This window comes from Janthinobacterium sp. J1-1, from assembly GCF_030944405.1.
In the GTDB taxonomy this organism is placed as follows: Bacteria; Pseudomonadota; Gammaproteobacteria; order Burkholderiales; family Burkholderiaceae_D; genus Janthinobacterium.
Genome location: NZ_CP132339.1, coordinates 395,143 through 421,493, shown reverse-complemented (window position 1 = coordinate 421,493; position 26,351 = coordinate 395,143). Strand labels below are relative to the sequence as shown.

The 26,351-nt window shown below is 64.1% G+C and carries 26 protein-coding genes and 1 tRNA gene; 10 read left to right on the top strand and 17 right to left on the bottom strand.

Annotated features, from left to right (window positions below; genetic code table 11):
* Nucleotides 1-74: 74 nt before the first annotated feature.
* Entirely contained in the window at nucleotides 75-656 is a 582-nt protein-coding gene (locus Q8L25_RS01865; RefSeq protein WP_308923300.1) for a hypoxanthine-guanine phosphoribosyltransferase, read from the top strand.
* Between the two features lie 306 nt (nucleotides 657-962).
* Here Q8L25_RS01865 and Q8L25_RS01860 read toward each other — a convergent pair whose 3' ends face one another.
* A complete protein-coding gene (locus Q8L25_RS01860) occupies nucleotides 963-1,916 on the bottom strand; it encodes a nitronate monooxygenase family protein (RefSeq protein ID WP_308923299.1) in 954 nt (317 codons plus the stop codon).
* Nucleotides 1,917-2,143: 227 nt separating this feature from the next.
* Here Q8L25_RS01860 and Q8L25_RS01855 point away from each other — a divergent pair, with 227 nt between their 5' ends.
* Entirely contained in the window at nucleotides 2,144-2,821 is a 678-nt protein-coding gene (locus tag Q8L25_RS01855; RefSeq protein WP_308923298.1) for a hypothetical protein, read from the top strand.
* A gap of 6 nt (nucleotides 2,822-2,827) precedes the next feature.
* Here the strand turns inward: Q8L25_RS01855 and Q8L25_RS01850 are convergent, their stop codons facing one another.
* Together Q8L25_RS01850 and Q8L25_RS01845 are read right to left on the bottom strand one after the other, a co-directional pair.
* Nucleotides 2,828-3,733 (bottom strand): MBL fold metallo-hydrolase, encoded by a 906-nt coding sequence (locus Q8L25_RS01850; RefSeq protein WP_308923297.1) that lies wholly within the window; start codon nucleotides 3,731-3,733, stop codon nucleotides 2,828-2,830.
* Between the two features lie 7 nt (nucleotides 3,734-3,740).
* On the bottom strand, nucleotides 3,741-3,965 hold the full coding sequence (locus tag Q8L25_RS01845) for a DUF1289 domain-containing protein (protein ID WP_308923296.1): 225 nt from the start codon (nucleotides 3,963-3,965) through the stop codon (nucleotides 3,741-3,743).
* Between the two features lie 240 nt (nucleotides 3,966-4,205).
* On the opposite strand from Q8L25_RS01845, the gene Q8L25_RS01840 reads away from it, so the two are divergent.
* Both Q8L25_RS01840 and Q8L25_RS01835 read left to right on the top strand, forming a co-directional pair.
* Nucleotides 4,206-4,619: a CopG family transcriptional regulator gene (locus tag Q8L25_RS01840; protein ID WP_308923295.1), complete on the top strand. Its 414-nt coding sequence runs from the start codon at nucleotides 4,206-4,208 to the stop codon at nucleotides 4,617-4,619.
* Between the two features lie 62 nt (nucleotides 4,620-4,681).
* Nucleotides 4,682-5,974 carry a PHB depolymerase family esterase gene (locus Q8L25_RS01835; RefSeq protein ID WP_308923294.1) on the top strand — a complete coding sequence of 431 codons (1,293 nt, stop codon included), beginning with the start codon at nucleotides 4,682-4,684 and terminating at the stop codon, nucleotides 5,972-5,974.
* On the opposite strand, the gene Q8L25_RS01830 is transcribed toward Q8L25_RS01835, so the two are convergent.
* From Q8L25_RS01830 to Q8L25_RS01820, 3 genes are all read right to left on the bottom strand, one after another.
* A complete protein-coding gene (locus Q8L25_RS01830) occupies nucleotides 5,958-7,106 on the bottom strand; it encodes a two-component system response regulator (RefSeq protein WP_308923293.1) in 1,149 nt (382 codons plus the stop codon). The two genes, Q8L25_RS01835 and Q8L25_RS01830, sit on opposite strands and share 17 nt — an antisense overlap.
* Nucleotides 7,103-10,168 (bottom strand): response regulator, encoded by a 3,066-nt coding sequence (locus tag Q8L25_RS01825; protein WP_308923292.1) that lies wholly within the window; start codon nucleotides 10,166-10,168, stop codon nucleotides 7,103-7,105. Before Q8L25_RS01825 ends, Q8L25_RS01830 begins: the two co-directional genes overlap by 4 nt.
* 96 nt (nucleotides 10,169-10,264) lie before the next feature.
* Complete coding sequence (locus tag Q8L25_RS01820; RefSeq protein WP_308923291.1) at nucleotides 10,265-10,468, bottom strand: cysteine-rich CWC family protein; 204 nt, start codon at nucleotides 10,466-10,468, stop codon at nucleotides 10,265-10,267.
* A 231-nt stretch (nucleotides 10,469-10,699) separates the two neighbouring features.
* Between Q8L25_RS01820 and argB the strand changes: the two genes are divergently transcribed.
* Entirely contained in the window at nucleotides 10,700-11,593 is an 894-nt protein-coding gene (gene argB, locus Q8L25_RS01815; protein WP_065307827.1) for an acetylglutamate kinase, read from the top strand.
* A 61-nt stretch (nucleotides 11,594-11,654) separates the two neighbouring features.
* A tRNA-Thr gene (locus Q8L25_RS01810) sits at nucleotides 11,655-11,729 on the top strand.
* A gap of 163 nt (nucleotides 11,730-11,892) precedes the next feature.
* Here the strand turns inward: Q8L25_RS01810 and Q8L25_RS01805 are convergent.
* On the bottom strand, nucleotides 11,893-12,762 hold the full coding sequence (locus Q8L25_RS01805; RefSeq protein WP_308923290.1) for a TraB/GumN family protein: 870 nt from the start codon (nucleotides 12,760-12,762) through the stop codon (nucleotides 11,893-11,895).
* A 92-nt stretch (nucleotides 12,763-12,854) separates the two neighbouring features.
* On the opposite strand from Q8L25_RS01805, the gene Q8L25_RS01800 reads away from it, so the two are divergent.
* The 3 genes from Q8L25_RS01800 to pabB all read left to right on the top strand — a co-directional run bounded on the left by Q8L25_RS01800 (nucleotide 12,855) and on the right by pabB (nucleotide 16,125).
* Entirely contained in the window at nucleotides 12,855-13,589 is a 735-nt protein-coding gene (locus Q8L25_RS01800; RefSeq protein WP_308923289.1) for an HAD-IA family hydrolase, read from the top strand.
* Nucleotides 13,590-13,691: 102 nt separating this feature from the next.
* Nucleotides 13,692-14,267 carry a nucleoid occlusion factor SlmA gene (gene slmA, locus Q8L25_RS01795; protein ID WP_308923288.1) on the top strand — a complete coding sequence of 192 codons (576 nt, stop codon included), beginning with the start codon at nucleotides 13,692-13,694 and terminating at the stop codon, nucleotides 14,265-14,267.
* A gap of 19 nt (nucleotides 14,268-14,286) precedes the next feature.
* Nucleotides 14,287-16,125 carry an aminodeoxychorismate synthase component I gene (gene pabB, locus Q8L25_RS01790; RefSeq protein WP_308923287.1) on the top strand — a complete coding sequence of 613 codons (1,839 nt, stop codon included), beginning with the start codon at nucleotides 14,287-14,289 and terminating at the stop codon, nucleotides 16,123-16,125.
* Here the strand turns inward: pabB and Q8L25_RS01785 are convergent.
* Together Q8L25_RS01785 and Q8L25_RS01780 are read right to left on the bottom strand one after the other, a co-directional pair.
* Nucleotides 16,122-16,481 carry a DUF1428 domain-containing protein gene (locus Q8L25_RS01785; RefSeq protein ID WP_308923286.1) on the bottom strand — a complete coding sequence of 120 codons (360 nt, stop codon included), beginning with the start codon at nucleotides 16,479-16,481 and terminating at the stop codon, nucleotides 16,122-16,124. The two genes, pabB and Q8L25_RS01785, sit on opposite strands and share 4 nt — an antisense overlap.
* Nucleotides 16,482-16,592: 111 nt before the next feature.
* Nucleotides 16,593-17,192: a glutathione peroxidase gene (locus tag Q8L25_RS01780; protein ID WP_308923285.1), complete on the bottom strand. Its 600-nt coding sequence runs from the start codon at nucleotides 17,190-17,192 to the stop codon at nucleotides 16,593-16,595.
* Between the two features lie 169 nt (nucleotides 17,193-17,361).
* Here Q8L25_RS01780 and Q8L25_RS01775 point away from each other — a divergent pair, with 169 nt between their 5' ends.
* Nucleotides 17,362-18,465 (top strand): poly(3-hydroxybutyrate) depolymerase, encoded by a 1,104-nt coding sequence (locus Q8L25_RS01775; RefSeq protein WP_308923284.1) that lies wholly within the window; start codon nucleotides 17,362-17,364, stop codon nucleotides 18,463-18,465.
* A gap of 4 nt (nucleotides 18,466-18,469) precedes the next feature.
* Here the strand turns inward: Q8L25_RS01775 and Q8L25_RS01770 are convergent, their stop codons facing one another.
* The 8 genes from Q8L25_RS01770 to Q8L25_RS01735 form a co-directional block, all read right to left on the bottom strand.
* Nucleotides 18,470-19,312, bottom strand: coding sequence for a PPK2 family polyphosphate kinase (locus tag Q8L25_RS01770; protein WP_308923283.1), 843 nt, complete (start codon nucleotides 19,310-19,312; stop codon nucleotides 18,470-18,472).
* The gene (locus Q8L25_RS01765) at nucleotides 19,309-19,731 is read right to left on the bottom strand and encodes a CoA-binding protein (RefSeq protein WP_308923282.1); all 423 of its coding nucleotides are present in this window, start codon (nucleotides 19,729-19,731) and stop codon (nucleotides 19,309-19,311) included. The genes Q8L25_RS01770 and Q8L25_RS01765 overlap by 4 nt, the downstream gene beginning before the upstream one ends.
* Before the next feature lie 87 nt (nucleotides 19,732-19,818).
* On the bottom strand, nucleotides 19,819-20,457 hold the full coding sequence (locus tag Q8L25_RS01760; protein WP_308923281.1) for a bifunctional 2-keto-4-hydroxyglutarate aldolase/2-keto-3-deoxy-6-phosphogluconate aldolase: 639 nt from the start codon (nucleotides 20,455-20,457) through the stop codon (nucleotides 19,819-19,821).
* 22 nt (nucleotides 20,458-20,479) lie between these two features.
* Complete coding sequence (locus Q8L25_RS01755) at nucleotides 20,480-21,373, bottom strand: SMP-30/gluconolactonase/LRE family protein (protein ID WP_308923280.1); 894 nt, start codon at nucleotides 21,371-21,373, stop codon at nucleotides 20,480-20,482.
* 119 nt (nucleotides 21,374-21,492) lie between these two features.
* Nucleotides 21,493-23,223, bottom strand: a complete 1,731-nt coding sequence (gene araD / locus Q8L25_RS01750) for an L-arabinonate dehydratase (protein WP_308923279.1) — start codon at nucleotides 23,221-23,223, stop codon at nucleotides 21,493-21,495.
* Nucleotides 23,220-24,233, bottom strand: a complete 1,014-nt coding sequence (locus Q8L25_RS01745; protein WP_308923278.1) for a 2-dehydro-3-deoxygalactonokinase — start codon at nucleotides 24,231-24,233, stop codon at nucleotides 23,220-23,222. Before Q8L25_RS01745 ends, araD begins: the two co-directional genes overlap by 4 nt.
* A gap of 77 nt (nucleotides 24,234-24,310) precedes the next feature.
* Nucleotides 24,311-25,099, bottom strand: coding sequence for a hypothetical protein (locus Q8L25_RS01740; protein WP_308923277.1), 789 nt, complete (start codon nucleotides 25,097-25,099; stop codon nucleotides 24,311-24,313).
* A complete protein-coding gene (locus Q8L25_RS01735) occupies nucleotides 25,096-26,289 on the bottom strand; it encodes a DNA-binding transcriptional regulator (protein ID WP_308923276.1) in 1,194 nt (397 codons plus the stop codon). Before Q8L25_RS01735 ends, Q8L25_RS01740 begins: the two co-directional genes overlap by 4 nt.
* Nucleotides 26,290-26,351 lie beyond the last annotated feature (62 nt).

The following is a 26,351-nucleotide window of genomic DNA, read 5'->3' as shown; positions in this document are numbered from 1 at the left end:
TAGCACGCATGGGCCAAATTGCGGGATAATATCGGCATTAACCATCAGCCCTGTTCCTCGCCATGCAAGAGTCCATGCAAGAATTTCATCACAACCGTGCCCGCGATCTGCTCAAGAACGCGGAGCTGCTGTTCGACCAGGACGCCGTGCAGGCGTCGATCACGCGCATGGCCGAGGTGCTCAACGCGCGCTACAACGCCGAGGGCACCAAGGACTTCCCGCTGGTGCTGGGCGTGATGGGCGGCGCGGTCGTATTTACCGGCAACCTGCTGCCACAGCTGAGCTTTCCGCTGGAGTTCGACTACATTCATGTGAGCCGCTACGGCGACGACGACAAGGGTGGCGAAGTGGTGTGGAAAGTCATCCCGCGCTCGAACGTGGCGGGCCGCACCGTGATCGTGCTCGACGATATCCTCGACGAAGGCGAAACGCTGGCCCACGTCAAGCAGCGCCTGCTCGACATGGGCGCCGCCGAAGTCATCCTGGCCGTGTTTGCCGATAAAGCCATCGGCAAGAAAAAACCGGTGCAGGCCGATATCGTCGGCCTGGTGATCCCGAACCGCTTCGTGGTCGGCTTCGGCATGGATGCGTACGGCTACTGGCGCAACCTGCCGGGGCTGTGGGCGATCAAGCCCGAGGATCTGAAGCAGGAGTGATTGGGTGTTGTCGGATTACGCGCAAGGCGCTAATCCGACCTACGAACTGAACCGTCAAGTGAGCATTCCTGCTCCACAAGCACACCAGCAAAAAGTCTTGAAATCCCGGTCGCCCGCACAGGGTCCCCGGGCCAAGCGGGTCTGAAAAATGTCGAGGGCAAGGCGCAGCGACGCAGACAGTACGCATGTACGGCAAGGAGTTGCAACGCCGCCATCGGCATTTTCTCAGGCCCGCGTTTCTGCCCGCCGTTGTTACGCCTTGTGCTTTTAATGCGTGGACCAGCTTAATTTGACGGCATCAGGTTTTTACAACTTCAACCTTGCGCGCGCCGCCTCGTATTCGGCCGTCAAGCGCTCTACCATCTCGGCCACCGTTGGCACATCATCCATCAGGCCCACGCCCTGCCCTGCGCCCCAGATATCGCGCCAGGCCTTGGCGCTGCCCGAGCCGAAATTCATCGCGGTCTTGTCCGCTTCCGGCAGCGCTTCCGGGTCCAGCCCGGCCGCCTCGATCGATTTTTTCAGGTAGTTGCCGTGCACGCCCGTAAACAGGTTCGTGTAGACGATGTCGGCCGCGGCGGAATCGACGATGGCGTCGCGGTAGCCGTCGCTGACGTTCGACTCTTTCGTCGCCAGCCAGCGCGAACCGATATACGCGAAGTCGGCGCCCATCGCCTGCGCGGCCAGCACGGCGTCGCCGGTGGCGATAGCACCGGACAGCGCCAGCGGGCCGTCGAAGAATTTGCGCACTTCGCCGACCAGCGCGAACGGTGACAGGGTGCCCGCATGGCCGCCGGCGCCGGTCGCCACCAAGATCAGGCCATCGACGCCCGCTTCCAGCGCCTTTTTCGCATGGCGGATCGAAATCACGTCGTGCAGCACGATGCCGCCATAGCTGTGGATGGCGTCGAGCATTTCCTTCGGCGGCGCGCGCAGCGAGGAAATGATGATGGGGATTTTATGCTTGACGCACACTTCCACGTCATGCGCGAGGCGGTCGTTCGACTGGTGCACGATCTGGTTGACGGCGATCGGCCCCACTTTTTTATCGGGGTTGGCGGCCTGGAAGGCGGCCAGTTCGGCTTGCAGGTCGGTCAGCCAGGTGTCGAGCAATTCGGCCGGGCGCGCGTTCAGCGCCGGGAACGAGCCGACGATGCCGGCCTTGCACTGCGCCGCGACTAGGGCCGGGCCGCTGGCGATGAACATCGGCGACGCGATAACGGGAAGGGACAGGTTTTGCAACGCTACAGGCAATGCCATGGCGGACTCGCTGAAAGTGGATGGATCGGAGATGCACCGGTCGATTATAAGACGAAAAAAGTACGAGCGTGCTGGTTTTTAACCGCCAGACTAGAGGCGCTCTTCCACTGTCCGCCCTTGCCAGCATCGCGCAGGCTATGCGCACGATTGAAACATATTGCCATTTTGGTATTTCATGGAGGTATGATTTGCAGCCATCCGCTTTCGGTTCTTTTTCGGGATTCTCCATGACCACCTTGTACAAAACCTTGCTCTGCACCCTGCTGCTGTCTGCGCTGGCACCATTGACACATGCCGCCGACCTCGATCTCGGCGATTGCGACATCCTGACCGGCGGCAAGGCCGCCGCCACCTACAAGAGCTGGCTGCAAACCAATGGCCGCGAAGCGGACGGCGGCGACCGCGAGGCGATCCGCAACCGCGCCGCCGCCGCCAGCAACCTGCTGGCCTGCCATGAAGAAAAACTGACCGGCGACAGTGGCTGGAGCGTGATCGACACGACCGCCAGCGGCAAGAACGCCGGCGACACGCAAAGCACGCTGCCACCCGGGATCGCCAATATCGAGAAGCATGCCGCAGCGTTCAAGAGCCTGAAGGACGCCGTGCGCTACAGCCACCAGGCGGGCGCCTTCGATCCAGGCTACAAGAGCATCTCGGCGCAGACCGTGGCGCGCTATGCCAGCGCGCTGCCCGCATTGCTGGAACAGGGCTATGAGGACGCGGCTGGCGCGTATGAGTTTGACTGCGTGCTGAAACGGTCATTCGGCAAGCGCGTCACGGCCATCTCGTGCACCATCGACCGCACCACGCGCGCGCAGCTGCTGCCGCTGGTGGCGCCCGCGCGGCGCCAGGCGCTCGATGCACAAGGACGTGCCTGGGCTGAAAAAGTGCCGACCAAGGGCTGATGGCGCCTAGTTGGTCAAATCAGCGCCATCCACCCGCGCCGCGCCAGCCTTCACCAGTTGCGCCACCGCCCACTCGGCCAGCGCCGCGGTTTCCTGGCGCAGGAAGCGGCGGTTCGCCTCGCGGAACAGCGGCATCGCCTGCAATAGCGCGCATACGTCGGCCAGGGCGATGCGCTGGCGTTCCAGCAGCAGGAATTTCAACAGCACCTTGATCGCATTTTGCGCATTGCGCGCCGGCTCGGACGACAAATAATCGAGGCGCGAAAAGGCCCGCGCCAAGGCCCCGTCGATATCCGTGAACGGCCTGCCGTGGCCGGGTATCACCACCCGCACGTCGAGCGTGGCAATCAACTCCAGCGTGGCGCGCGCCTCGGCAAAGCCCGATTCGCCTTCCAGCTCCGGAAAGATCACGCCAAAGCCGTGCTCCCACAGCGCGTCGGCCGACACCAAAATGCCTTCTTCGGCGCAGTAAAAGATCAAGGAATGGGGATCGTGGCCCGGCGCGCCCAGCGCCTGCCAGGACAGGTCGGCCAGGATGAGGGTGTCGCCCGGCGCGGTGGTGGCGTCGAAGCCGAAGCGCGGGCATTGCTGGCCGGTGGCCCTGAAGCTGAGCGCATCGACATCCCAGGCGCGCACCTTGGCCGCTTCCGAGACGGGAATCGCCGTATGGCAGCCGTATTCGGCCTGCAGCAGCGCGTTGCCGCCGCAATGGTCCGAATGCAGATGGGTATTGAACAGCCGGTCCAGAGGCCGGCCCCGCAGGCTGTGGCGCAGCAGCGCCAGCGTTTGCGGCGCATGCGTGACATAGCCGCTGTCGATCAACGCCACCTCGTCGCGGCCGTGCAGCACGATATTGTTCGACGACAGCCAGCCGCGCTCGAACACCTCCACAGAGTCGGGCAGCAGCGTCATGGTGTGCTCAGTAATCGGGCTCGAAATCGAGCAAGGACTCGCGCCCGGGAAGCTGGGCCCAGACGGCGCGCTTGAAGTCGTCGTCGGCCTTGCCCCAGGCGATGATCTCGTCGAGCGTGCGCAGACAGCCTTCGCACAAGCCGCTGTCGCGGTTCATCTTGCACAGGCTGACGCAAGGCGATGGCACCGGTGCGGGCAGGTCGGCGGAAAGTGCGGGTGAAGTCTGGGCCATCGTGTAGTGCTTCTATCAGGAGAGGCATTCATTATGCCGCGAAACGCCCGCAGGGTGGGACCGTCGCAAAAACACTGACAGAGTGGCAAGAGTGCGCACTTTTTGAGACTGATTTCACATTCTGTAGGACAAGACCCAGTACCAAAATCAGACGGGAAGGACTTGACTGGTATTATTTCAGGCCTATACTACCATCCATACAGATGGCAATTGGATGCCACATGGAGTTTATGGAGCGCTATGGCCACGCAAGAAAGCAAGCCCAAAATTGGGGAATCAGAAAAAATTACCATCAACCTGGGCCTGATCGACCTGGGCCAGATTGATCTGCTGGTGCAGGAGGGATTTTATTCCAACCGCACGGATCTGATCCGTACGGCGATACGCAACCAGCTGGGCACGCATGCCGACGTGGTGAAGCAGACGGTGGCGCGGCGCAGCCTGGTGTTGGGCATGCAGCATTATTCACGCGCCGACCTCGAGGCGATCCAGGCGGCCGGCCAGCGCCTGCAGATACAGGTACTGGGGCTGGCCAGCATTGCCAGCGACGTGTCGGTGGAACTGGCATTGGCCACCATCGAATCGATTTTTGTATTAGGTGCCCTGCACGCCAGCACCGTCGTCAAGACGGCGCTCGCAGGGCGAATTCACTAGCGCGACGGTCGCGGCGAGCTGCCGGACCCGTTGCGCAAACCATGCAACAGTTAAGGACTGCCATGAAACTTCCGCACGACATGATGGCGCAAATGCGCGCCGCGACCAGCAAGCTGTTGAAAAACGGCCCGCACACCGCCACCGAAACGATCCAGAAAGCGCTGTCGGCGGCCGGCCTGATGCCGGCCGCCGGTGCAGCAACGCCGGCGCCGCACACGGCCGGCACGCCGCAACCGCGACCGATGCAGGACATCAATCCGCCGCCGGCCAACAGCCAGGCCAAAACAGCCCGGCCCGAGCCCGAAGCGAGCCAGGCGCAAACCCAGACTGCCCCGCTGCCGCCTACCCCCGCGCAGGTGGCGCAGGAATTCGCCCAGGACTTCATGGCGCGCCTGGGCGTGCCGGCCGGCCTGGGCCAGCACAGCTTCGACATGCCCAGCTTCGAGCTGCCGAATTTCCAGCCGTCCGGCATTCCCGGCTTTGGCGGCGCTGCCGCAACCCGCGCGCCGCTGCCCGAAGGTGCGCAGTTCATCGACGGCAGCTATGCCAACCATGCGGGCACGCGCTCCTATAAACTGTATATTCCGAGCGGCTACCATGGCCAGGCCATGCCGCTGATCGTGATGCTGCACGGCTGTACGCAGAACCCGGACGACTTCGCGGCCGGCACGCAGATGAATGCGGTGGCCGAGGAAAAACAGTGCTTTGTCGTCTATCCGGCGCAAGCCCAGGGCGCCAACAGCTCGCGCTGCTGGAACTGGTTCAATGCGATCGACCAGCAGCGCGGCCAGGGCGAACCGTCGCTGATCGCCGGTATCACCCAGCAGATCATCGACGAGTATCCCGTCAATGAACGCGAAGTGTTTGTCGCCGGCCTGTCGGCGGGCGGCGCCATGGCCGTCATCGTAGGCACCCTGTATCCGGAACTGTTTGCCGGCGTCGGCGTCCATTCGGGCCTGCCCTTTGCCTCGGCGCAGGACTTGCCGTCGGCGCTGTCGGCGATGAAGGGCGGCGCCATGTCCAGACGCCAGGCGCCGGAAGGCGGCGTGCCCATCATCGTTTTCCACGGCGACCGCGACACCACCGTCAACCTGCGCAATGGCGAAGAAGTGATTGCGCAGGCGGTGCGGGGCCAGGATGCGCGCGCCGATTCCATCGACGGCAGCGTGCCGAATGGCCACCGCTACACGCGCACCACGCACAGCCAGGCGGACGGCTCGCCGCTCGGCGAATACTGGGTCATCCACGGCGCCGGCCACGCCTGGTCTGGCGGCAGCGACAGCGGCAGCTATACCGACGGCAAGGGGCCGGACGCCAGCCGCGAAATGATGCGCTTCTTTACGACACTGGGCTGAACGCCGCCACCTGGCGCCGCTTGTCCGCCACCTCGCGCACGCCGTCGGCGTAGCGGCTGGAAATGGCCTGGAACTGGTGCTGGATGCGCAGGAAGGCGTCGACGATGTCGGCGTCGAAATGCGTGCCGCGCCCTTCCGCGATGATCTTCACGGCGTCTTCGTGGCGCATGCCGTCCTTGTAGATGCGGCAGCTGATCAGGGCGTCGTAGACGTCGGCCAGCGCCATCAGGCGCGCCGAGATGGGGATCTGTTCGCCGGCCAGCCCTTGCGGATAACCGGTGCCGTCCCATTTTTCATGGTGGCTGTAGGCGATCTCTTTCGCATATTTCAAGAAATCGACCTCGATGCCCAGCTCGCGCTCGGCCGCCAGGATGGCGTCGCGGCCCAGCGTGGTATGGGTCTTCATGATGGCCATTTCATGCGGCTCGAAGCGCCCGGGTTTCAGCAGGATATGGTCGGGGATGCCGACCTTGCCGATGTCATGCAGGGGCGCCGTCTTGAACAGCAGTTCGATGGTCTTGTCGGTCAAGAAGTCGCGGAAGCGCGGCAAGTGGCGCACCTGCTCGGCCAGCGCCTTCAGGTAGTGCGAGGTGCGGCGGATATGGTTGCCCGTTTCGCTGTCGCGCGTTTCGGCCAATGAGGCCATGGCGTGGATGGTGACGTCCTGCAGTGCGGCCACTTCCTGCACCCGGCGCTCCACTTCGCTTTCCAGGTAATGGTTCTGGTCGCGCAAAAAATCCTGCATGCGCTTCATGCCCAGCTGGGTCTTGATGCGCGCCAGCACCAGCGGCGCCGAAATCGGCTTGGTGATGTAATCGACAGCGCCCAGCGCCAGTCCCAGCTGCTCGTCGGCCACCTCGCTCATGGCGGTGACGAAGATGACGGGAATGTTGACGGTGGCCGGATCGGCTTTCAGCGCGCGGCACACGTCGTAGCCGCTCATGCCGGGCATCATGATATCGAGCAGGATCAGATCGGGCTGGTCGCCACCGGCGGCGATCTTCAGGGCGCGCTCGCCGTTGACGGCGATCTTGGTGCGGTAATCGTCCTCGAGCACCGCGCGCAGCAGGTCGATATTGTCGGGGGTATCGTCGACCACCAGGATGGTCGGCTTGCTGTTCAATGCCTTCATGATTGTCCTGTCTGCAGTGAAGGTAGCGTCATGTCAAGCGCGGCGGCCGTTTCGCCCAGCTGCGCCAGCGCACCTTCAAAATCGTATTGTCCCAGCATGCGTTTCAACTGGCGCGCATGTTCGGCCTGGCCGGCCGCCACCAGCATGGAGGCAATGCCGTCGAGATGCTTGACCGCCTGCGCATCATCCTGCAACAGCAGCTGCGACAGCTCGCGCAAGCGCGCTTCCAGCTGCGCGCGGTCCACCGCCGCCACCGCCGGACCTTGCCTTGGTGTGCTCCTGCCCTGCATCGCCTGCGCGATCTTCGGCACCAGTTCATCGAGCGCCAGGGTGCACGCCTCCAGGGCCTGCGGCAAGCCATCGTGCGAACCGAGGCTGAGCAGATGCTCGACCCGCGCCGCGCTGTCGGCCAGGCCGCCGGCGCCGATATTGCCGGCCAAGCCCTTCAGGGTATGGGCCTCGCGGATCGCCGTTTCCAGCTGGTTGTTCTCGATCGCGGTGGCGATGCGCAGCATGGCGTCGAACTGGGTTTCCACGAAACGGTCCAGCAATTTTCGCATCAAACCGGCATTGCCGCCCACACGGCGCAGCGCTTCGGCCATCATCAGGCCCGGCACCACCGGCAAAGCCGCTTCCGGTTGCGCCACCGTGACGGCCACGGCCTGCGGCACGCTAGGCGCCACCCAGCGCGCCAGGGTACCGAACAGCTGCGCCACGTCGATCGGCTTGGCGATAAAATCATTCATGCCAGCGTCCAGGCATTTTTCCTTGTCGCCGACCATGGCGTTGGCCGTCATGGCGATCACCGGCAAGCTGGAATAGCGGGCGTCCTGGCGCAGCTTGCGCGTGGCCTGGTAGCCGTCCATCACCGGCATCTGGCAATCCATCAGCACGCCGTCGTAGTGGTTCTCGGCGATTTTCGCCAGCGCGATGGCGCCATTGCCGGCGATGTCGACGCGGATGCCGGCGTCGCTCAATATCTGCTGCGCCACTTCCTGGTTCACCTCGTTGTCCTCCACCAGCAGCAGCCAGGCGCCGCGCAAGGCCCGTTCGTCTTCCTTGTAGCTGCTCTGGCGCTGCGTCTTGCGGCTTTGTCCGGTGACGCCGCCAAACACAAAGGATATCTGGTCAAGCAGGCTCGATGCGCTGACCGGCTTGTTCAACACGCCGTCGAGCGGCAGCTCGCGCTGGCGCGCCGCTTCCAGCAGCGCTTCGCGGTGATACGCGGTGACCATGATGCAGGCCGGCGTCGCGTCGATGCCGGGCGACTCGGTACGGATCGCGGCCAGGGCGTCAAGGCCGTTCATGCCCGGCATTTTCCAGTCCATCAGCACCAGGCCGAACGGGCGGCCTTCGCCACGCGCCTGCGCCACCGAGGCGATCGCCAGCGCGCCGCCGGGCACCGCACGCGCGTCGAAACCGAGGCTGGCCAGCATGCTGACAAAGATCTCGCGCGCGCTGGCGTTGTCGTCGACCACCAGTACGCGCAAGCCCGCAAATTGCGGCAGTGGCTGCAAGTGCGGCAGCTGATCGCGGCGCACGGCGGCCAGGCCGAAGCGCGCCGTAAAGAAGAAGGTGCTGCCCACGCCCGCGACACTGTCGAGACCTATCTCGCCTTCCATCATCTCCACCAGGCGCTTGCTGATGGTCAGCCCCAGGCCCGTGCCGCCGTGGTGGCGCGTGGTCGAGGTATCGGCCTGGGTAAACGCCTGGAACAACTTGCTGCGCTGGGGCGGCGTGAGGCCAATGCCGGTGTCGCGCACGTCGACGCGCAGCACGGCCGCATGGTCCTCCAATGTCTGCAGGCGGATGGTGACGACGATCTCGCCCTTGTCGGTAAACTTGATGGCGTTGTTGGTGAGGTTGATCAGCACCTGTCCCAGGCGCAGCGGGTCGCCCTGCAGCGCATTGGGCACGTCGGCGGCTACGTCGAACAGCAGCTCCAGGCCCTTGTCCTGGGCCCGCATCACGGACAGGTCGGCGATCTGCGCCAGCACGTCTTCGAGGAAAAAATCGACTTTTTCAAACGTCATCTTGCCGGCCTCGATCTTGGAAAAATCGAGGATGTCGTCGATGATGGCCAACAGATTCTTCGACGCCGATTCGACCTTGTCGAGGTAGTTGCGCTGGGTCGGCGTCAGCTCCGTCTGCAGGGCCAGGTGGGTCATGCCGATAATGCCGTTCATCGGCGTGCGGATTTCATGCGACATATTGGCGAGGAAATCGGACTTCATCTTGGTCGCGTCTTCGGCCACCTCCACCGCATGGCGCAGGTCCTGTTCCAGCGCCAGGCTGATGCTCATGTTTTTCAGCGCCTGCATCAATTCGCCCGTCTCGTCGCGCGAATCGACGTCGATCACGGAACTGAGGTCGCCATTGGCCACGCGCGTGGCGATCGCCACCGCCTGGCCCAGCGGGCGCGTGATCGAACGGGCCGACCAGGCAAACGCCAGCCCCACCAGCAGCGCGGCCAGGCCGATGCCGCCCATCAGCAGCAAGGATGTGTCGATGTCGCTGCGGATGCGCGCCGCGCTGTCGCTGATCTGCTGCTGCTGCAAGCCGTCGAGCTGGCCCACGTACAGCAGCACTTGCTCCAGCATCGGCAGGGCGCTCGTCTGCAAGGTGTTTTCGGCGCCCGCATGCTCGCCATCCTCCACTTGCGCGAAGATCCGGCGCAGCGCGACAAAATAATCGGCGCGCGCGCGGCGGATCTGCTGCAGCAGGTGCCGCTCTTCGGCACGCGCATCGAGGCTTTCGAGGATGCGCATCTGGCCATCGATGCCCTCCTTGATCGCTTCCAGGCGGGCCTGGTTTTCCTGCCGCAGCACCTCGCTTTGCAGGATCGGCAGGCTGACGATGCGCGTGGCCGCCTCGCGCGCCATCGCATGGATCTTGCTGGTCGCCTTGGAGGCGACCCAGTCGCGCTGCAGGATATCGTCGGTCTCGGCGCGGATGGCGTAGATGCGGCTGCCCGACAGCACGATCACCACCAGCATCAGCACGATCAGAATGGCGTAGCCCGCATTGATGCGCACGCCGATGCGGATATCCTTGAAACGCATGACTATTTCCTTACGGTAACTCTCAAAAGCACAGTCTGACGGGATTGCCCCGGCCGTAGCAAGATCAAATGCAAAGGAAACCGCCAGTGGCCGCGCTTATTTCGATGGCGCGGACGTCGATGAGGACAGCGGCAGGCCGGCGATATGCGCGCGCAGGCAGGCCGGGCACCAGCAGCCGGTGGCGCTGTTGCCAGGCAGCGGCACGGCCGCTGGCAGGGCCGCGCACCAGCATGGTCCGCTGGCCGCTGGGTCAACCTGGCCGCAGCTGAAGGGGGCGCCGCAAAGCGTGCAGAGGCTCATGAGTACTAATGAATTGACAACTGTGTGACACACGCCTGTCGGGCGCGAAGCAGGTGTAACTGGCGGTAAAAAGGCTGGTTGACGTGCATATCGGGCCAGACTATAGGATCGCCAGGGAAAATACAACAGGATCGTCCTATAATGCCTCCAAGATTTTCGTCTTCCCTGTAAAATCCCACCTATCTATTTTCCGGACTCGCCATGAATCAACTCGCTAAATTGAACCTGGACATGAATGACGACTTGACGGCCGTATCGCCGCAAATCAAGGCGCAGATTCTGGCCGAGGCCCTGCCCTATATCCGTAACTTCCACGGCAAGACCATCGTCATCAAATACGGCGGCAATGCCATGACCGACGAGCGCCTCAAGCACGGCTTCGCGCGCGACGTGATCCTGCTCAAGCTGGTCGGCATGAACCCCGTCGTGGTCCACGGCGGCGGACCGCAGATCGACAACGCGCTGAAAAAAATCGGCAAGCAAGGCACCTTCGTGCAAGGCATGCGCATCACCGACGAAGAAACCATGGAAGTGGTGGAGTGGGTGCTGGGCGGCGAAGTGCAGCAGGACATCGTCATGCTGATCAACCACTACGGCGGCCAGGCTGTCGGCCTGACCGGCAAGGACGGCGGCTTGATCCGCGCGCGCCGCATGCAGATGCCGGACCGCGAAAAGCCGGGTGAATTCCTCGACATCGGTTTTGTCGGCGAGATCGACGCCATCAATCCGGCCGTCGTCAAGGCGCTGCAGGACGACGCCTTCATTCCCATCATTTCGCCGATCGGTTTCGGCCAGGACGGCCAGGCCTACAACATCAACGCCGATGTGGTGGCCGGCAAGATCGCGGAAATCCTGAAAGCGGAAAAGCTGATCATGATGACCAATATCGCCGGCGTGCAGGACAAGCAGGGCAACCTGGTGACCGATCTGTCGGCGCGCGAGATCGACGAGATGTTCGCCGACGGCACGATTTCAGGCGGCATGCTGCCAAAAATCTCGTCCGCGCTGGACGCCGCCAAGTCCGGCGTGAACACCGTGCACATCATTGATGGCCGCATCGAACACTCTTTGTTGCTGGAAGTGTTGACCGAGCAGGCTTTTGGTACTATGATCCGTTCGCACTAAAAAATTCGCAGCACATCGCGAGCAGCACGGCGGCGCACTCACCTGGCGCCGCTTTCAATTTGCCCTTGTAGCTCAGTGGTAGAGCACTCCCTTGGTAAGGGAGAGGCCACGTGTTCGATCCACGTCAAGGGCACCAACTATTTATACCCCGTAGCTGAAAAAACGTCCATGACTGCGTTGCCTCGCCTCGCCGTACATGCGTACTGTCTTCGGCTCGACGCCTTGTCCTGAACGTTTTTCCATCTACTTGGCCGCCTGTGTTGCGCGGCTGGGCTGCCTTCAGCTTATTTCTTTGTTGTTCAATAAATCCGTTCTACCTTCAGGCCCTTCTTGCGCAAGAGGTCGGGGACGCTTTGCTGGCCGACCAGGTGCAGCACGCCGATGGCGGCGAGGCTGGATTTTTCTTGCTTGAGCAGGTTGGCGATGCCGTCGGCGAGGGCGGGGTTGCGGCCATCGAGCAACACTTTTTGCACGAATCGGGCGGCGAAGGAGGGGTCGGTGGCGGCTTTGGTGGCCAGGCGCTCGAAGGCGGCGGCATCGGCCGTGCGCCAGGCCTGGGCGATTTCGCGCGCTTCTTCTTTTTGATCCTTGTCTTCGATCGAGGCGACGCTGTCTTCCAGGAAGCGGCATTGCTCGTCCGGGGTCATGCCGCCGAACAGCGCCAGTTGGCTTTCCATCGATTCGAGTTCCAGCACCGGAATGCGGCGCTGCTTGGCCTGCTGCGACAGATAGCTGTCGACGGCCAGGTCGGCGCGGTAGCCGAGGGTGGAAAATTCGCTGATGGCCAAGACACTGGCCAGCATCCACGGTTTCATCGGCGCCGCCGCCTCGGCGGGAATCCCGTATTTCTGCAACAGCGGGGCCACGCGCGGCGCCAGCGCCTGGCGGCAGTCGGCAGGTGCCTTGCCGCCCGGCGCATCCATGCCGTATTTCAGCACGGCGCTGGCGGCCAGGCGCGGGTCGGCGGTGGGATCGATCTCCAGCGCCAGCGCGCCGGCCTCGTGCAGGGCGCGCGTGACGGTGGGCTCCAGCGGATAAAAATCGGGCGCGCCGACGTGGATGGTCCCGAACAAATACAGGGTGTGGCTGGCGTCCTGCACCTTGAACAGCGCGCCCCGGTTGACGGCCGCAGGCGGCGCTTCGGCAAAGGCCGCCGGAAGGGGCAGCAAGAATAATCCGCAGAACATCACTATAATCTGGCGTCGCATGGTTTTCCTGATCGTTAAATTTTCGTCGTTCATTTTGATTGCTAGAGACTCTCGTGCCCGTGCTCCATCTTAATCGCTCCTCGCCCGTCTGGCTGTTCGACCTCGACAACACCCTGCACAACGCCTCGCACGCCATCTTCCCGCTCATCACGGCCAATATGAACACCTATATTGCGCGCGTGCTCGGCGATGGCGTGACGCCGGCCGACGACGCCATCGTCAACGCGGCGCGCGCGGCCTACTGGCGCCGCTATGGCGCCACCTTGCTGGGCATGGTCAAGCACCACCAGGTGCCGGCCGCGCATTTTCTCAGCGAGACGCATGCCTTTACGGATTTGCCGTCGATGATACGCGCCGAGCGGGGCCTGGGTGCCTTGCTGCGGCGCCTGCCTGGCCGTAAAATTTTGCTGACGAATGCGCCGCTGCGCTATTCGAGCGACGTGATGCGCCATTTGCGGCTGCGCCGGCATTTTACCCATCATGTGGCGATCGAAGCGATGCATGTGCACCGCCAGCTGCGTCCGAAACCGTCGACCCTGATGCTGCGCAAGTTGCTGCGCAAGCACCATATCCAGGCCAGCCGTTGTATTTTGGTTGAAGATACGCTGGCCAATCTGAAGGGCGCCAAAAAGATCGGTTTGCGCACGGCGTGGGTCACGCAATACCTGAAAATGGCCGATCCCATCGGCATGGCGCGGCTGCCCAAAGCGTTAAATCGCCCCGCTTACGTCGATGTCAAAGTAAAATCTGTCCGGCATTTGGCACGCCGCCTTCATCGCCTGCGCTGAAGGGGACCTTCTCCGCCGTCCGGTTGATCCCGGATCGCGGGCCGCTAGCGGCGGTTTCGAACTCCCCTCAAGGCAGCATTTTTTTTAACTATAAGAGAAAACATGGCAAGCACACCGCCGGGCCAACGCAGGCTACAAATTCTTCAGGCCCTCGCCGCAATGCTGGAGCAGCCGAAAGGCGAAAAGATCACCACGGCCGCACTGGCCGCCAGGCTGGCCGTCTCCGAAGCGGCGCTGTACCGCCATTTCGCCAGCAAGGCGCAGATGTTCGAAGGGCTGATCGAATTCATCGAGTCGAGCGTCTTCGGCCTGATCAACCAGATCACGGAAAAGCACAGCGACGGCCTGTCGCAGACGCGCGACATCGTCGGCATGCTGCTCAATTTCGCCATCAGCAATCCGGGCATGACGCGCGTGCTGATCGGCGACGCGCTGGTCAATGAAGACGAGCGTCTGCAAGTGCGCATGAACCAGTTCTACGACCGCGTCGAACTGTCGCTCAAGCAGGCCTTGCGCGTGGCGGCCGCCGAAGGCCATGGCAAGGAAAGCGAAGTGTCGGCGCGCGCCACCCTGCTGGTCAGCTTCGTCATCGGCCGCTGGCACCGCTACGCCAAGAGCGGCTTCAAGATCAATCCGTCCCAGGAAGCGGCGCTGCAAATCGCCATGCTGCTGGGCTGATTCCATCGCCGCTGTTGCCATGAGTGCCGACTGCTACGCCCTGCTTGACGACGCCGCCAGCCCGGGCGCCGGCTCGCGGCTGTACACGGGCGTGGCGGGCGTGCTGCGCTGCGATGCCATCGAGCAGTGGCCGGCACTGCTGGACGGCCTGGAAGCGGCCTTACAACGCGGCCTGCATGCCGTCACGGTATGCAGCTACGAACTGGGCGCGCATCTGCTGGCGACGCCGCCGCGCGCGGCTGATGGCGACGCGCCACCGCTGGCACAGGTGCTGCTGTTCAAGCACTGCGCGCATTTGTCGCAGGATGACGTGGCGCATTGGCTGGCAGCCCAGGCGCCGGCTGGCGAGACACCGGCCGGTATCGCCGGGGTCAATGCCAATATCGACCAGCGGCAGTTCACGCAGGCCTTGGCCCGCATCCACGACTATATCGCCGCCGGCGACACCTACCAGGTCAATTACACATATCGGCTGCGCTTCGACGCGTTTGGCGCGCCCGCCGCCCTGTATGCGCGGCTGCGCGCGCGCCAGCCGGTGCCGTATGGCGCGCTGGTCATGCTGCCCGATGGCGGCGCCCTGCTGTCGCTGTCGCCCGAACTGTTCGTGCGCCATGCGCACGGTGAATTGACGGCGCGGCCGATGAAAGGCACGGCGCCTGCGGCACCGGCGGATCAGGAAGAGGAAAACACGCGCCGCGCGCTGGCACTGGCGCAGGATCCGAAAAACCGCGCCGAAAACCTGATGATCGTCGACCTGCTGCGCAACGATATCGGCCGCATCGCCGACACCGGCACGGTGCAGGTGCCGGCCCTGTTCGACGTCAAACGCTACAGCAGCGTGCTGCAGATGACCTCCACCGTGCAGGCCAGGCTGCGCCAGGACGCCAGCCTGGCCGATATCTTCCAGGCGCTGTATCCGTGCGGCTCGATCACGGGCGCACCCAAGCGGCGCACCATGGAAATCATCGCCGAACTGGAACCGGACCCGCGCGGCATTTATACCGGGGCGATCGGCTGGTTCGATCCGCCCGCGCCAGATTCAGCGCACGCGGTGGGCGACTTCTGCATGTCGGTGCCGATCCGCACGCTGGCCCTGCAGCCTGTTGATGCCGCCAGCGGCACCCGCCGCGGTGAACTGGGCGTGGGCGCCGGCATCGTTTACGACAGCGTGGCGGACGAGGAATTTGCCGAATGCCGGCTCAAGGCGCGTTTCCTGACAGGTTTGAGCAACGACTTCGAACTGTTCGAGACCCTGCATGCCAGCCGCGCGGACGGCTGCCGCCAGCAGGCGCGCCACCTGGCGCGCTTGAGCGCATCGGCCCGCTACTTCGGCTTTGCATGGGATGAAAGCCTGGCGATCGCCGCGCTGCAGGCCGCTTGCGCGGAGCGGCCGGACGATACGCCCTTCCGCCTGCGCCTGGCCCTGGCATACGATGGCGGGTTCAGCGTGCAGAGCGGCGCGCTGGCGCCCCTGCCCGCCACCGTCACGGTGATGCTGGCGTCCGATGCAACGGACAGTGGCGACCTGTTCCTGCGCCATAAAAGCAGCGTGCGCGCCCGCTACGACGCCGCCTGGCGTGCCGCCGAGGCGCAGGGCTGCTTCGACATGCTGTTCTTTAACGAGCGCGATGAACTGACCGAGGGTGGGCGCAGCAATGTGTTCGTCCAGCTGGACGGGCGCTGGCATACGCCGCCGCTATCTTGCGGCTTGCTGCCCGGCGTGCAGCGCGCGGCCATGCTGGCCGACCCGGCCTGGGATGCCCGGGAAAGCGTGATCACGCGCGCCATGCTGACCAGCGCACAGCAGATTGTGGTGTGCAATGCGCTGCGCGGGGCGATGCCAGCACAACTCGTTTAGAGATCGATTTTCATTTCGTAACCGCCGTAGACCATGCGCTTGCCGTCAAACGGCAATTTTTCCGGATCCATGTATTCCTTCATGCGCGGATCTTTCATCACCTTGTCATTGATCTCGTCACGCCTGGCGCGCGATTCGTAGACGATCCAGGAAAAGATCACCACTTCGCCGTCCTGCAGGTCGACCGCCTGCGGGAACGAGGTCCACTTGCCCGGCTTGACATCGTCGGCCACGCATTCGCGAAACTCGAGCGCGCCCAGGTCGCGCCAGATGGCGCCGCAGGCACGCGACATGGCCAGGTAATCTTCCAGCCGGTCCTTGGGCACCGGCACCACGAATCCATCGACATACGCCATGATGATCTCCTTGTCAGCTGTTGTAGAGACTCCAGCAGCCAGCTTAGGACAGCGATGCCAGATTGACAAGCCCGGCGTTACAAAAAAACCGGCGCCCGGGCCGGTTTGTTCTTACATCGCCAGCGCCTTTTCGACGGCGCCCACCAGTTTCTTGTCTTCCGGCGTGACCTTGCTGGGGAAGCTTTCCAGCACCTTGCCGTTGCGGTCGATCAGGTATTTATGGAAGTTCCAGGCCGGCGTCTTGCCGGTCTGCTTGATCAGGTCCGCATAGAAGGGGTTCGGCGTGGAGCCGGACACCACCGACTTGGCGAACATGGGGAATTTCACGCCATAGGTGTTGTAGCACAGGTCGGCGATATCCTTGCTGTTGCCCGGTTCCTGGTTGCCGAAGTCGTTCGACGGGAAGCCCAGCACCACCAGGCCCTTGCTGCCGTACTTGGCATACAGCGCTTCGAGGCCTTCGTACTGCTTGGTAAAGCCGCAATAGCTGGCGGTATTGACGACCAACACGACCTTGCCCGCGTACTGGCACAGGTTCTGCGGCGCTTCATCCTGCAGGCGGTTGAAGGTCTGCTTGAGAATGGCCGGGCAGGCAACTGGCGCGGCGGCGGCCGGGGCGGCAGCGGCAGCGACGACCGGCTGGGCGGCAACAGCGGGCAGGCCCGCACACAGGGCGGTCAACGCGAACAGCTGGGCAATAGTCTTGGACATGCGGGCACCATGATGAAAGGATAAAAAAGCATTCTATGCCAATCCTTGCGCGCGCGTGTGCGGCACCGATACCACTGCGGCGATTGAGCGATATCAAGCCCAGGACAGTGCTTGCCCACCGCACATTATTTTTGCCTATGCTCGGCCTACCCCATTGCCAGGAAATGCCATGAACCGTCCAGCCATCCATGCCCTGCTTGCCGCCAGCGTGCTGCTGGCGCCGCAAGCCTACGCGATTACCAGCCCCGTCAAGCCGACGGTCCCGAAAAGCGAGGCCGCCGCCCTGCCCGCGCTGCAGGTGGACTTGCGCCAGACCACGGTGTCCGGCCTGTCGTCGGGCGGCTATATGGCGGCGCAGTTCGCCGTCGCCTATTCGGCCACCGTCAGCGGCGCCGGCATCATCGCCGGCGGGCCGTATTACTGCGCCAGCCAGCCGGGCCGTTTTCCATATATCGCCTACCTGAACAATGCCCTGACCACCTGCATGAACCCGGGCGACGCGCAAGTATCACCGCCCGACGCGGCCGGCCTGCTGCGCGCGGCGCAGGACTTTGCGCGCGACCGGCTGATCGACGACACCGGCAATTTGCAGCGCCAGCGCATCTACCTGTTCAGCGGCACCAGGGACCAGACCGTGACGCGGCCGGTGGTGGAGCAGGTGGCCAGGTTCTACCAGTTGGCCGGCACCCCGGCCGCACAAATCCGCTTTGCCGACACGGTGGCCGCCGGCCACGCCATCATCACCGACAGCCTGCAGGACGCGGCCTGCGCCAGCACCCAGCCGCCGTTCATCAACAACTGCGGTTTTATCCAGGCGCGCGACATCTTGCAGCATCTGTACCAGGACCTGCAGCCGTCATCGACCACCTTGAAGGGCAAGCTGATCGCTTTCAACCAGCGCGGCTTTATCAAGAGTTCGTATTCCAGCATGGGCAATACCGGCTACGCCTATATTCCCGCCGCCTGCAACAGCGAAAGCTGCCGCGTGCATGTGGTGTTCCACGGCTGCCTGCAAACCACGCAGGCGATCGGCGACCAGTTTTATACGCGCACCGGCTACAACCAGGTCGCCGATACCAACAAGATTATCGTGCTGTACCCGCAGGTGGAACCGAGCCCGATCTACCCCTACAACCCGAAAGGCTGCTGGGACTTCTGGGGCTACACCAGCATCAACCCGCTCGAGCCGGACTTTTACCGCCAGAGCGGCACGCAAATGGAAGCGGTCAAGGCCATGCTCGACCGCCTGGCCGCGCGCAGAGGGTCGCGCTAGGTTTTTACTCGACCTTGTAGGACGATAGTTTCGGGTCCGGCGCCGGGTAGCCGAGCTTCATCGCCTGCAGGGTTTCCAGCAGCAGGGACGCCACCACCAGGTTGCGCTGGGTCTTGGAATTGGCCGGCACCACATACCAGGGCGCGTGGTCGGCGTCGGTCTCGCGCAGCGCCGTCTGGTAGGCGCGCTGGTAGTCGTCCCATTTCTTGCGCTGCGCAATATCGTTCGGGTCGAACTTCCACTGGCGGTCGGGATCGTCCAGCCGCTCCTGCAGGCGGCCGCGCTGTTCATCCTTGGAGATATGCAAAAAGATCTTCAGGATGACGGTACCGGTCTCGCTCAGCATGCGCTCGAAATCGCGGATCTGCGCGTAGCGGCGCTCGCATTCGGGCTTGGTGATCATGTCCTGCACGCGCGTGATCAGCACGTCTTCATAATGGCTGCGGTTGAAGATCGCGATCTCGCCTTTGACGGGCACATGCTGGTGCACGCGCCACAGGTAGTCGTGCGCCAGTTCGATATCGGTCGGCCCCTTGAAGGCCACGGCGCGGATGCCCATCGGGTTGATATTGCTGAAGATGGCTTTTACCGTGCCATCCTTGCCCGAGGTGTCCATGCCCTGCAATACCAGCAGCACTTTCTGCTTGCGCTGGGCGTACAGCATGCTCTGGCACTCGGCGATCTGCGCCGTCAGGGCCACGGTTTCCTCGCGGTCCAGCGCCTTGCACTGGGCGGCCGTCAGCTTCTTGTTGGCGGCCTTGGTGGCGGCGCCCAGCAAGCGCTTGCCAGCGAAATCCTCGTTCAGGTCAAACCCTTTGCCGGCGCGGAACTGCGTGCGCGCCTTCATGCCGTCACCGCCAGGTTGCGGTGCTCGATCTTCGTGCAGTGATCCATCACCACCTCGAGACCGGCGGCGCGCGCAATCGCCGCCGCTTCTTCGTTGACGACATCGAGCTGCAGCCACAGGCAGCCGGCCGCGATGGCGACGGCTTCCTGCGCGATCGGCACAATGTCTTCGGACTTGCGGAAAACATCAACGATATCGATGCGCTGCGGGGCCAGTGCGCTGGCCGCTTCGGTCAGGGTGGCAAACGCACGCTGGCCCAGCACGTCCTGGCCGGCCAGCGCCGGGTTGACGGGCACGACCCGGTAGCCGTGCCCGATCAGGTATTCGGCCACCTGGTGGCTGGCGCGTTCGGGTTTGTCGGACAGGCCGACGATGGCGATAATGCGGGCATCCTGGAGGATGCGGGGAATATGGGACATGGTCTGGGCTTCGGCAGGCGTGCGACATTGCCCGCCTAGCGTAGCAGATTCAGGCCGGCATGGGAGCCAGCCTGAAGAGGTGGACGCCTATTTGCGCACGGCCGCCATCTGCGCCACGAACTCGCGCGCGCGGCTGGTGACGGCGGCGTAATCGCCCTTGGCGCCCGGGCCGCTCAAGCTGCCGCCGATGCCGACCGCGATGGCGCCGTTGGCAAACCAGTCGCCGAGGTTCTCTACCGTGACGCCGCCGGTCGGCATCAAGGGCGCGTGCGGCAACGGCGCGCGCAGGGCCTTGATATAGGCGGGGCCGAACATCTCGGCCGGAAACACCTTGACGATATCGGCGCCGGCCTGCAGGGCCGTGACGATTTCGGTCGGCGTCATGGCGCCCGGCATGGCCAGCACCTGGTAGCGCTGGCAGACGGCGATGGTGTCGACATTGACGCCGGGCGAAATGATGAACTGGGCGCCGGCCAGAATCGCCGCGCGCGCCGTTTCAGGATCGAGCACCGTGCCCGCACCCAGCAGCACGTCCTTGCCATGGCGCTCGCGCAGGGTGCGCAGCACGCCCAGGGTGTCGGGCGTGGTGAACGCCACTTCCAGCGCCGTCACGCCGCCGGCGATGCACGCCTCGGCGATCTGTACCGCCGCTTCGGGCGAGTCGGCGCGCACGATGCCCACCATGCCGCGCTCAAGGATGCCTTGAAAAACTGTTTGCTTCAACATGCTGATACTCCTGATTGGTTGGTCAGACTGGCCGTGCATTGAAACGCACTTCGGGCAAGCCGCGCACGCCGTCGATGCGCGCATGGAACAGGCCACCGGCCTGCGGCTGCGCCGCCAGTTGTTCCGGCGTCAGGTTTTCCTGCGCCGTGGTAATGAATACGTCGTTGTAATCGGGGCCGCCGACGCTCACGCAGCTGGGCTGCGAAACGGGCAAGGTGACCTGCCGGGCTATGCTGCCGTCGGGCGCAAAGCGCAGCACGCGCGAAGCGCCCCACTGCGCGCTCCACAGATAATCATCGGCGTCGATGGTGGCGCCATCCGGTGCGCCAGGCTCACCGGCCAGATGCGCAAACACCTTGACCCGGCTGACATCGCCGCCGAGATAATCGTCCCAGCGCCAGATCACGCCCTGGATCGAATCGCAGAAATACATGGCGGCGCCATCGACGCTGAAACAGATGCTGTTCGAGATCGCCACGTTCGGCAGCGGCAGACGCTCCAGCGTCAAATCGAGATTGAGGCGGTAGAAGCTGCCGATGGCATCGCGGCACGGGCGCTCGTCCAGGGTGCCGAACACGAAGCGGCCCTGGCGGTCGCAGCGGCCATCGTTCAGGCGCGTCATCGGCAGGTCCGCTTCCACCACGTGCAAGGTGGTGACGGCGCCGCTGCGCAGGTCATGCCAGGCCAGGCGCGAGGCCAGGCCCAGCAGCAGCACGTGCTCGTCGTCCGTCAGCGCAAAACAGGCCAGGCGCTCGGGCATGACCCAGGTTTCACGTACGCCCGTGGCCAGGGTCAGGGCATGCAGCTTGCAGCCTTCGATATTGGTCCAGAACACGCGCCCGCTGCGTTCGCACCAGCGCACGCCCTCGCCCAGGAAATCCTGGGAGTCGACCAATAATTGTGCTGTTGTCTCCATTGTTTTTTCCTTTTTTCATTTCAGCGGCACGTAGGTCGGGGTAGGTCGGGTTAGCCGGCACGGCGTAACCCGCATGCTTCTAAGCCGACCTACCGTCTGCGCCAAGCCGACCTACGGTCTTAATGCGACTCGCGCGGCACGGCAGAACCACGGCAACCGACCAGGAAGTCCAGGTCGGCGCCTTCATCGGCCTGCATCACGTGCTTGATATACATCGACTGGTAGCCGCCGCGCATGGTTGGTGCAATCGGCTTCCATTCGGCGCGGCGGCGCGCCAGTTCTTCGTCCGATACTTCCAGATGCAGGCGGCGGCCATGCACGTCGAGTTCGATCATGTCGCCATCGCGCACCAGCGCCAGCGGGCCGCCGGCGGCCGCTTCCGGCGCCACGTGCAGCACCACGGTGCCGTAGGCCGTGCCGCTCATGCGCGCATCCGAGATGCGGACCATGTCGCGCACGCCCAGTTCCAGCAGTTTCTTCGGCAGGCCCATGTTGCCCACTTCGGCCATGCCGGGATAACCCTGCGGGCCGCAGTTCTGCAGCACCATGATGCAGCTGGCGTCGATGTCCAAGTCCGGATCGTCGACCCGTTCCTTGTAATGCTCGATGCTGTTGAAGACCACGGCGCGGCCGCGGTGCTGCATCAGTTCGGGCGAGGCGGCCGATGGCTTGATGACGGCGCCGCGTGGCGACAGGTTGCCGTGCAAGACAGCGATGCCGCCTTCGTCCTTGAAGGGTTGCTCCAGCGGCGTGATGACTTCGGGGTTGAAGTTTTCCGCTTCGGCCACGTTGATGGCCATGGTGGCGCCGGTCACCGTCAGCGCTTCGCCATGCAGCTTGCCCAGCAGGTCGCGGATGATGACGGGCAGGCCGCCCGCATAGTAAAAATCTTCCATCAGGTACTGGCCCGACGGCATCAGGTTCAGCAGGCATGGAATGTCGCGGCCCAGGCGGTCCCAGTCGGCCAGGCGCATGTCGACGCCGATGCGCCCGGCAATCGCCAGCAGGTGGATCACGGCATTGGTCGAGCCGCCGATGGCGCCGTTGACCATGATGGCGTTTTCGAACGCGTCGCGGGTCAGCACTTTCGACAGCTTCAGGTCTTCATGCACCATGTCGACGATGCGGCGGCCCGTCAGCTGCGCCTGCAGCTTGCGGCGCGAATCGACGGCGGGAATGGCGGCATTGCCCGGCAAGGTCACGCCCAGCGCCTCGACCATGCTGGCCATGGTGGAAGCCGTGCCCATCGTCATGCAGTGGCCGGCGGAGCGCGACATGCACGATTCGGCCTGCTTGAATTCGGCCGACGTCATGCGGCCGGCGCGTACGTCTTCGGAGAATTTCCACACATCGGTGCCCGAGCCGATCGGCTTGCCCCGGTAATTCCCGTTCAACATCGGGCCGCCCGACAGCACGATGGTCGGCAGGTCGACGCTGGCCGCGCCCATCAGCAGGGCCGGGGTGGTCTTGTCGCAGCCGGTCAGCAGCACCACGCCGTCGATCGGGTTGGCGCGGATCGATTCTTCCACATCCATGCTGGCCAGGTTGCGGAACAACATGGCGGTCGGGCGCAAATTGGTCTCGCCCAGCGACATCACGGGGAATTCAACGGGAAAGCCGCCCGCTTCGAGCACGCCGCGCTTGACCATTTCGGCCAGGTCGCGGAAATGGGCGTTACATGGCGTCAGTTCGGACCAGGTATTGCAGATGCCAATCACCGGACGGCCATCGAAGGCGTCGCTGGGGAAACCCTGGTTTTTCATCCAGCTGCGGTGAATGAAGCTGTCCTTGTCGTCGCCACCAAACCACGATTGCGAGCGTAATACTCGTTTGTTCTTTTGCTCGCTCACGCGGCCTCCTGCTGTGAAATCAAGCCGCGCGCGGCGGCAATTAAAAGGGCTCCATGGCCCGCCAAATTGGCTTGCTGTCCATCGTCGACGACGATGCGCTTGCCGTAAAAAAATCCGTGTTCTTCGATCAATAATGCCAGCGCCTGGCGCAGCATGGCCTTGCCCGTGATGACCAGGGTCGTCTCGGGCCGCATCTGGATGGCGCTGCTGTTGCGCAGCGCCAGCAAGTCGCCGCTGAGCACCGCGCCCATCAGGAAATTGGCGCGTTCATTGCGCTCGACGGCGCCGAACTGGCCCAGGGTGCGCACGCTGAAGCAGGCGCGCGCCAGGCCCGTCTTCTGCGCGGCGGCGGCGCCGGCCAGCAGCATCTTCGGCACCAGCGATTCGGCGAAGTCGCCGTCGACCGACTGGCGTATCAGGGTATGTTGGGTAATCGCCTGCAGCAGTTCGCCGGCGATGGTGGTGGCGCAGCCCATGATGCGTCCCCGCTCGTCAACGCTGACCAGCTTGGTATGCGAACCGGGCATGATCAGGGTGGCCGGATCCTGCAACTGCAGGCGGTCCAGGAGGCCAATCACTTCCGTCTCTTCGCCGCGCATCATGTCCATCGCTTCGGCATTGTGCAGGCCGATGGCGCCATGCTGGTTGCGCACGCCCGGCACCAGCCACAGGGGCTGGGCCAGCACGTCGGGCAGCTCGACCGCCTGCATGCCCTGCGCCAGCTGCGCCAGGCCGGCCGGCGCCGGCAGATGCGGGATTTCCTTGACGCCCATCGGCGAGGTGATCATGCCCGAGGCCAGCACCAGGCCCACCTCGGCGCTGGTGATCGCCGCCTGCGATTGCACGGCGGCGATGCTGTCGCGCAGCGCCTGCTTCAGTGCGCCGTTATGGCCATCGATGGCCGTATTGCGCACACCGATTTCCTGTGACGCCTGGGCGATGACGGTGCCGTCCCGCCATAACAGGGTACGCGTATTGGTGGTGCCGGCATCGATGGTGATTATATTCATGGGCAAGTTTCGCAGCGTCGGTAAAAAGAGGGGCTAAAAACTGCCCTATGGTAGAACCGCGCGGCATATCTGACCAATCACTTATTTAACGACAACGATACCGATTCTGATATGTCAAACGCATCGATATCCTGCACTCCCAGACGATACACGAAAGTGTGCCGTGCCGCTGCGCCACAGGGGACGTCGAGTATCTCGGTGGCCAGGCAAAAGCGGTGCTGGTCCGACTGCAGGTGCAGCCGCGGCTGGGTGGTGAAGAAGCGCAGCTCGCGGCCCGAGGCCGGGTCGGCCACGCGCGCCGCTTCGCGCAGCAGGCCGTCGCCGGCCAGGCAGAAGCCATGGTCGAAGCCCATCGTGCCGGCCGGCTGGGCGCCGGGCCAGGCCAGGCGCGCGCCCAGGGGCGCCGGCTGGCGAAAATCGAACGCGCTGCCGGCCACCTCGGTCACGGCGGCCGCCCGCAGGTAATGATCGGCCGCCAGGCGCAGCACATGATCGAACACCATGCCGCCGCCATGCAGGTTGAACGCGGGCGCGGCCAGGCCGATGCGGGCCGGCGCGATCGCCACTGCCTCGCAATCGATATGCAAGCCGCCATTGTCTTCCAGCCGGTAGCGCAGGCGCACGCACAGGCCGTCCTGGGCCAGGCGCAGCTCCAGGCCGGCGTCGCTGGCGGCGTCGCAGTGCCAGCGCGCGCCGGGTGTGCCGGCTGCGGGCGCCGCCATCGCATGTTCGAGCACATCGGCCATGCGGCCGTAGCGGTCGGGCGCCCACCACGCCTGCAGGCTGGCGTCGTGCGGGTTGACCTGCACCCGCATGCCGCGGCTGTTGCAGAGGGTATGGCTGCCGGCGGCGGCGCTCATGGTCATGGGGAGGCCGCCTGTGGCGACCGGCTGCGCAGCTGGAATTCGCGCGGCGTGCAGCCCAGTTCGCGCTTGAAGACGGCGTGCATGTACTGCACCGTGGTAAAACCGCAGCGCACGGCCACGTCGGCCACTTGCCCCGGCTCGCGCGTCAGCAGGGTCTTGGCCGCATCGAGCTTGAAGTGCAGGATCTCGTCGTGCACGCTGCGCCCCAGCTCATGGCGGAAATGCGCTTCCAGGGTCGAGCGCGACACGCCCACATAGTCGGCCACCTGTTCCGTCTTGATACCCTGGCAGGCGTACTGGCGGATGAAATGGCGCGCCTGCATCACCTGCGGATGCTGGAACGGCTGGTGGCGCGTCGAGGCCAGCACATTGAGGCCGGCCGGCGGCACCAGGATGCGCGTGCCGGCCAGGCGCGCGCCATTCAACATCTGGTGCAGCAGGTGCGCGGCCGTGCGGCCCATCTCCTCGGCGCCCTGGATCACGGAACTCAAGGGAATACGCGTGAGCATGCGCGCCAGCGGGTCGTTGTCGATGCCGATCAGCGCCACCTGTTCGGGCACGGCGATCCCCGCATGCATGCAGGCCTGCAGCAGCTGGCGCGCGCGCGCATCGCTGACGGCGATAATGCCAACCGGTTTTTCCAGGCTGTTGAGCCAGGCGATCTGCTGCTCGACCGCCTCGTCCCACGACGGCGCGCTGGTGGCCACGCCACGGTACACGTCGGCGCGCATGTGGTCGCGCTCCATCAGCGCACAAAACGCCGTTTCGCGCTCCTGCGCCCAGCGGTTGACGTCCGCCTCGGGCAGGCTGAAACAGGCAAAGCGCGTGAGGCCCGCTTCGACCAGGTGGTCGTAGGCCAGCTTGACGATCTTGAAATTGTCGGTGGCGACATAGGGAATGCCGGCCGGGTAGCCGTCGTCCTGCGCGTAGGAGCCGCCCACGGCCACCACCGGCAGATGGCTGTTGGCCAGCGCCGCGCAGACGGCCGGGTCGTCGAAGTCGGCGATGATGCCGTCGCCCTGCCAGCGCTCGATGCCAGGCAGGCGGCAGCGGAAGTCTTCTTCCAGGAACAGATCCCACGACACGCGGGTGGTGTTCAGATACGCCGCGATGCCGGCGATAATGTCGCGGTCATAAATCTTGTTGCCATTGAAAAGCAGCGCGATCCGGTGCGCGGTCGGCATCTTCATTCTTTGTCTCCTCCATGGGCGCGGCCGGGACGTATCTTCGCCCCTGGCCACAGGTCACGCGT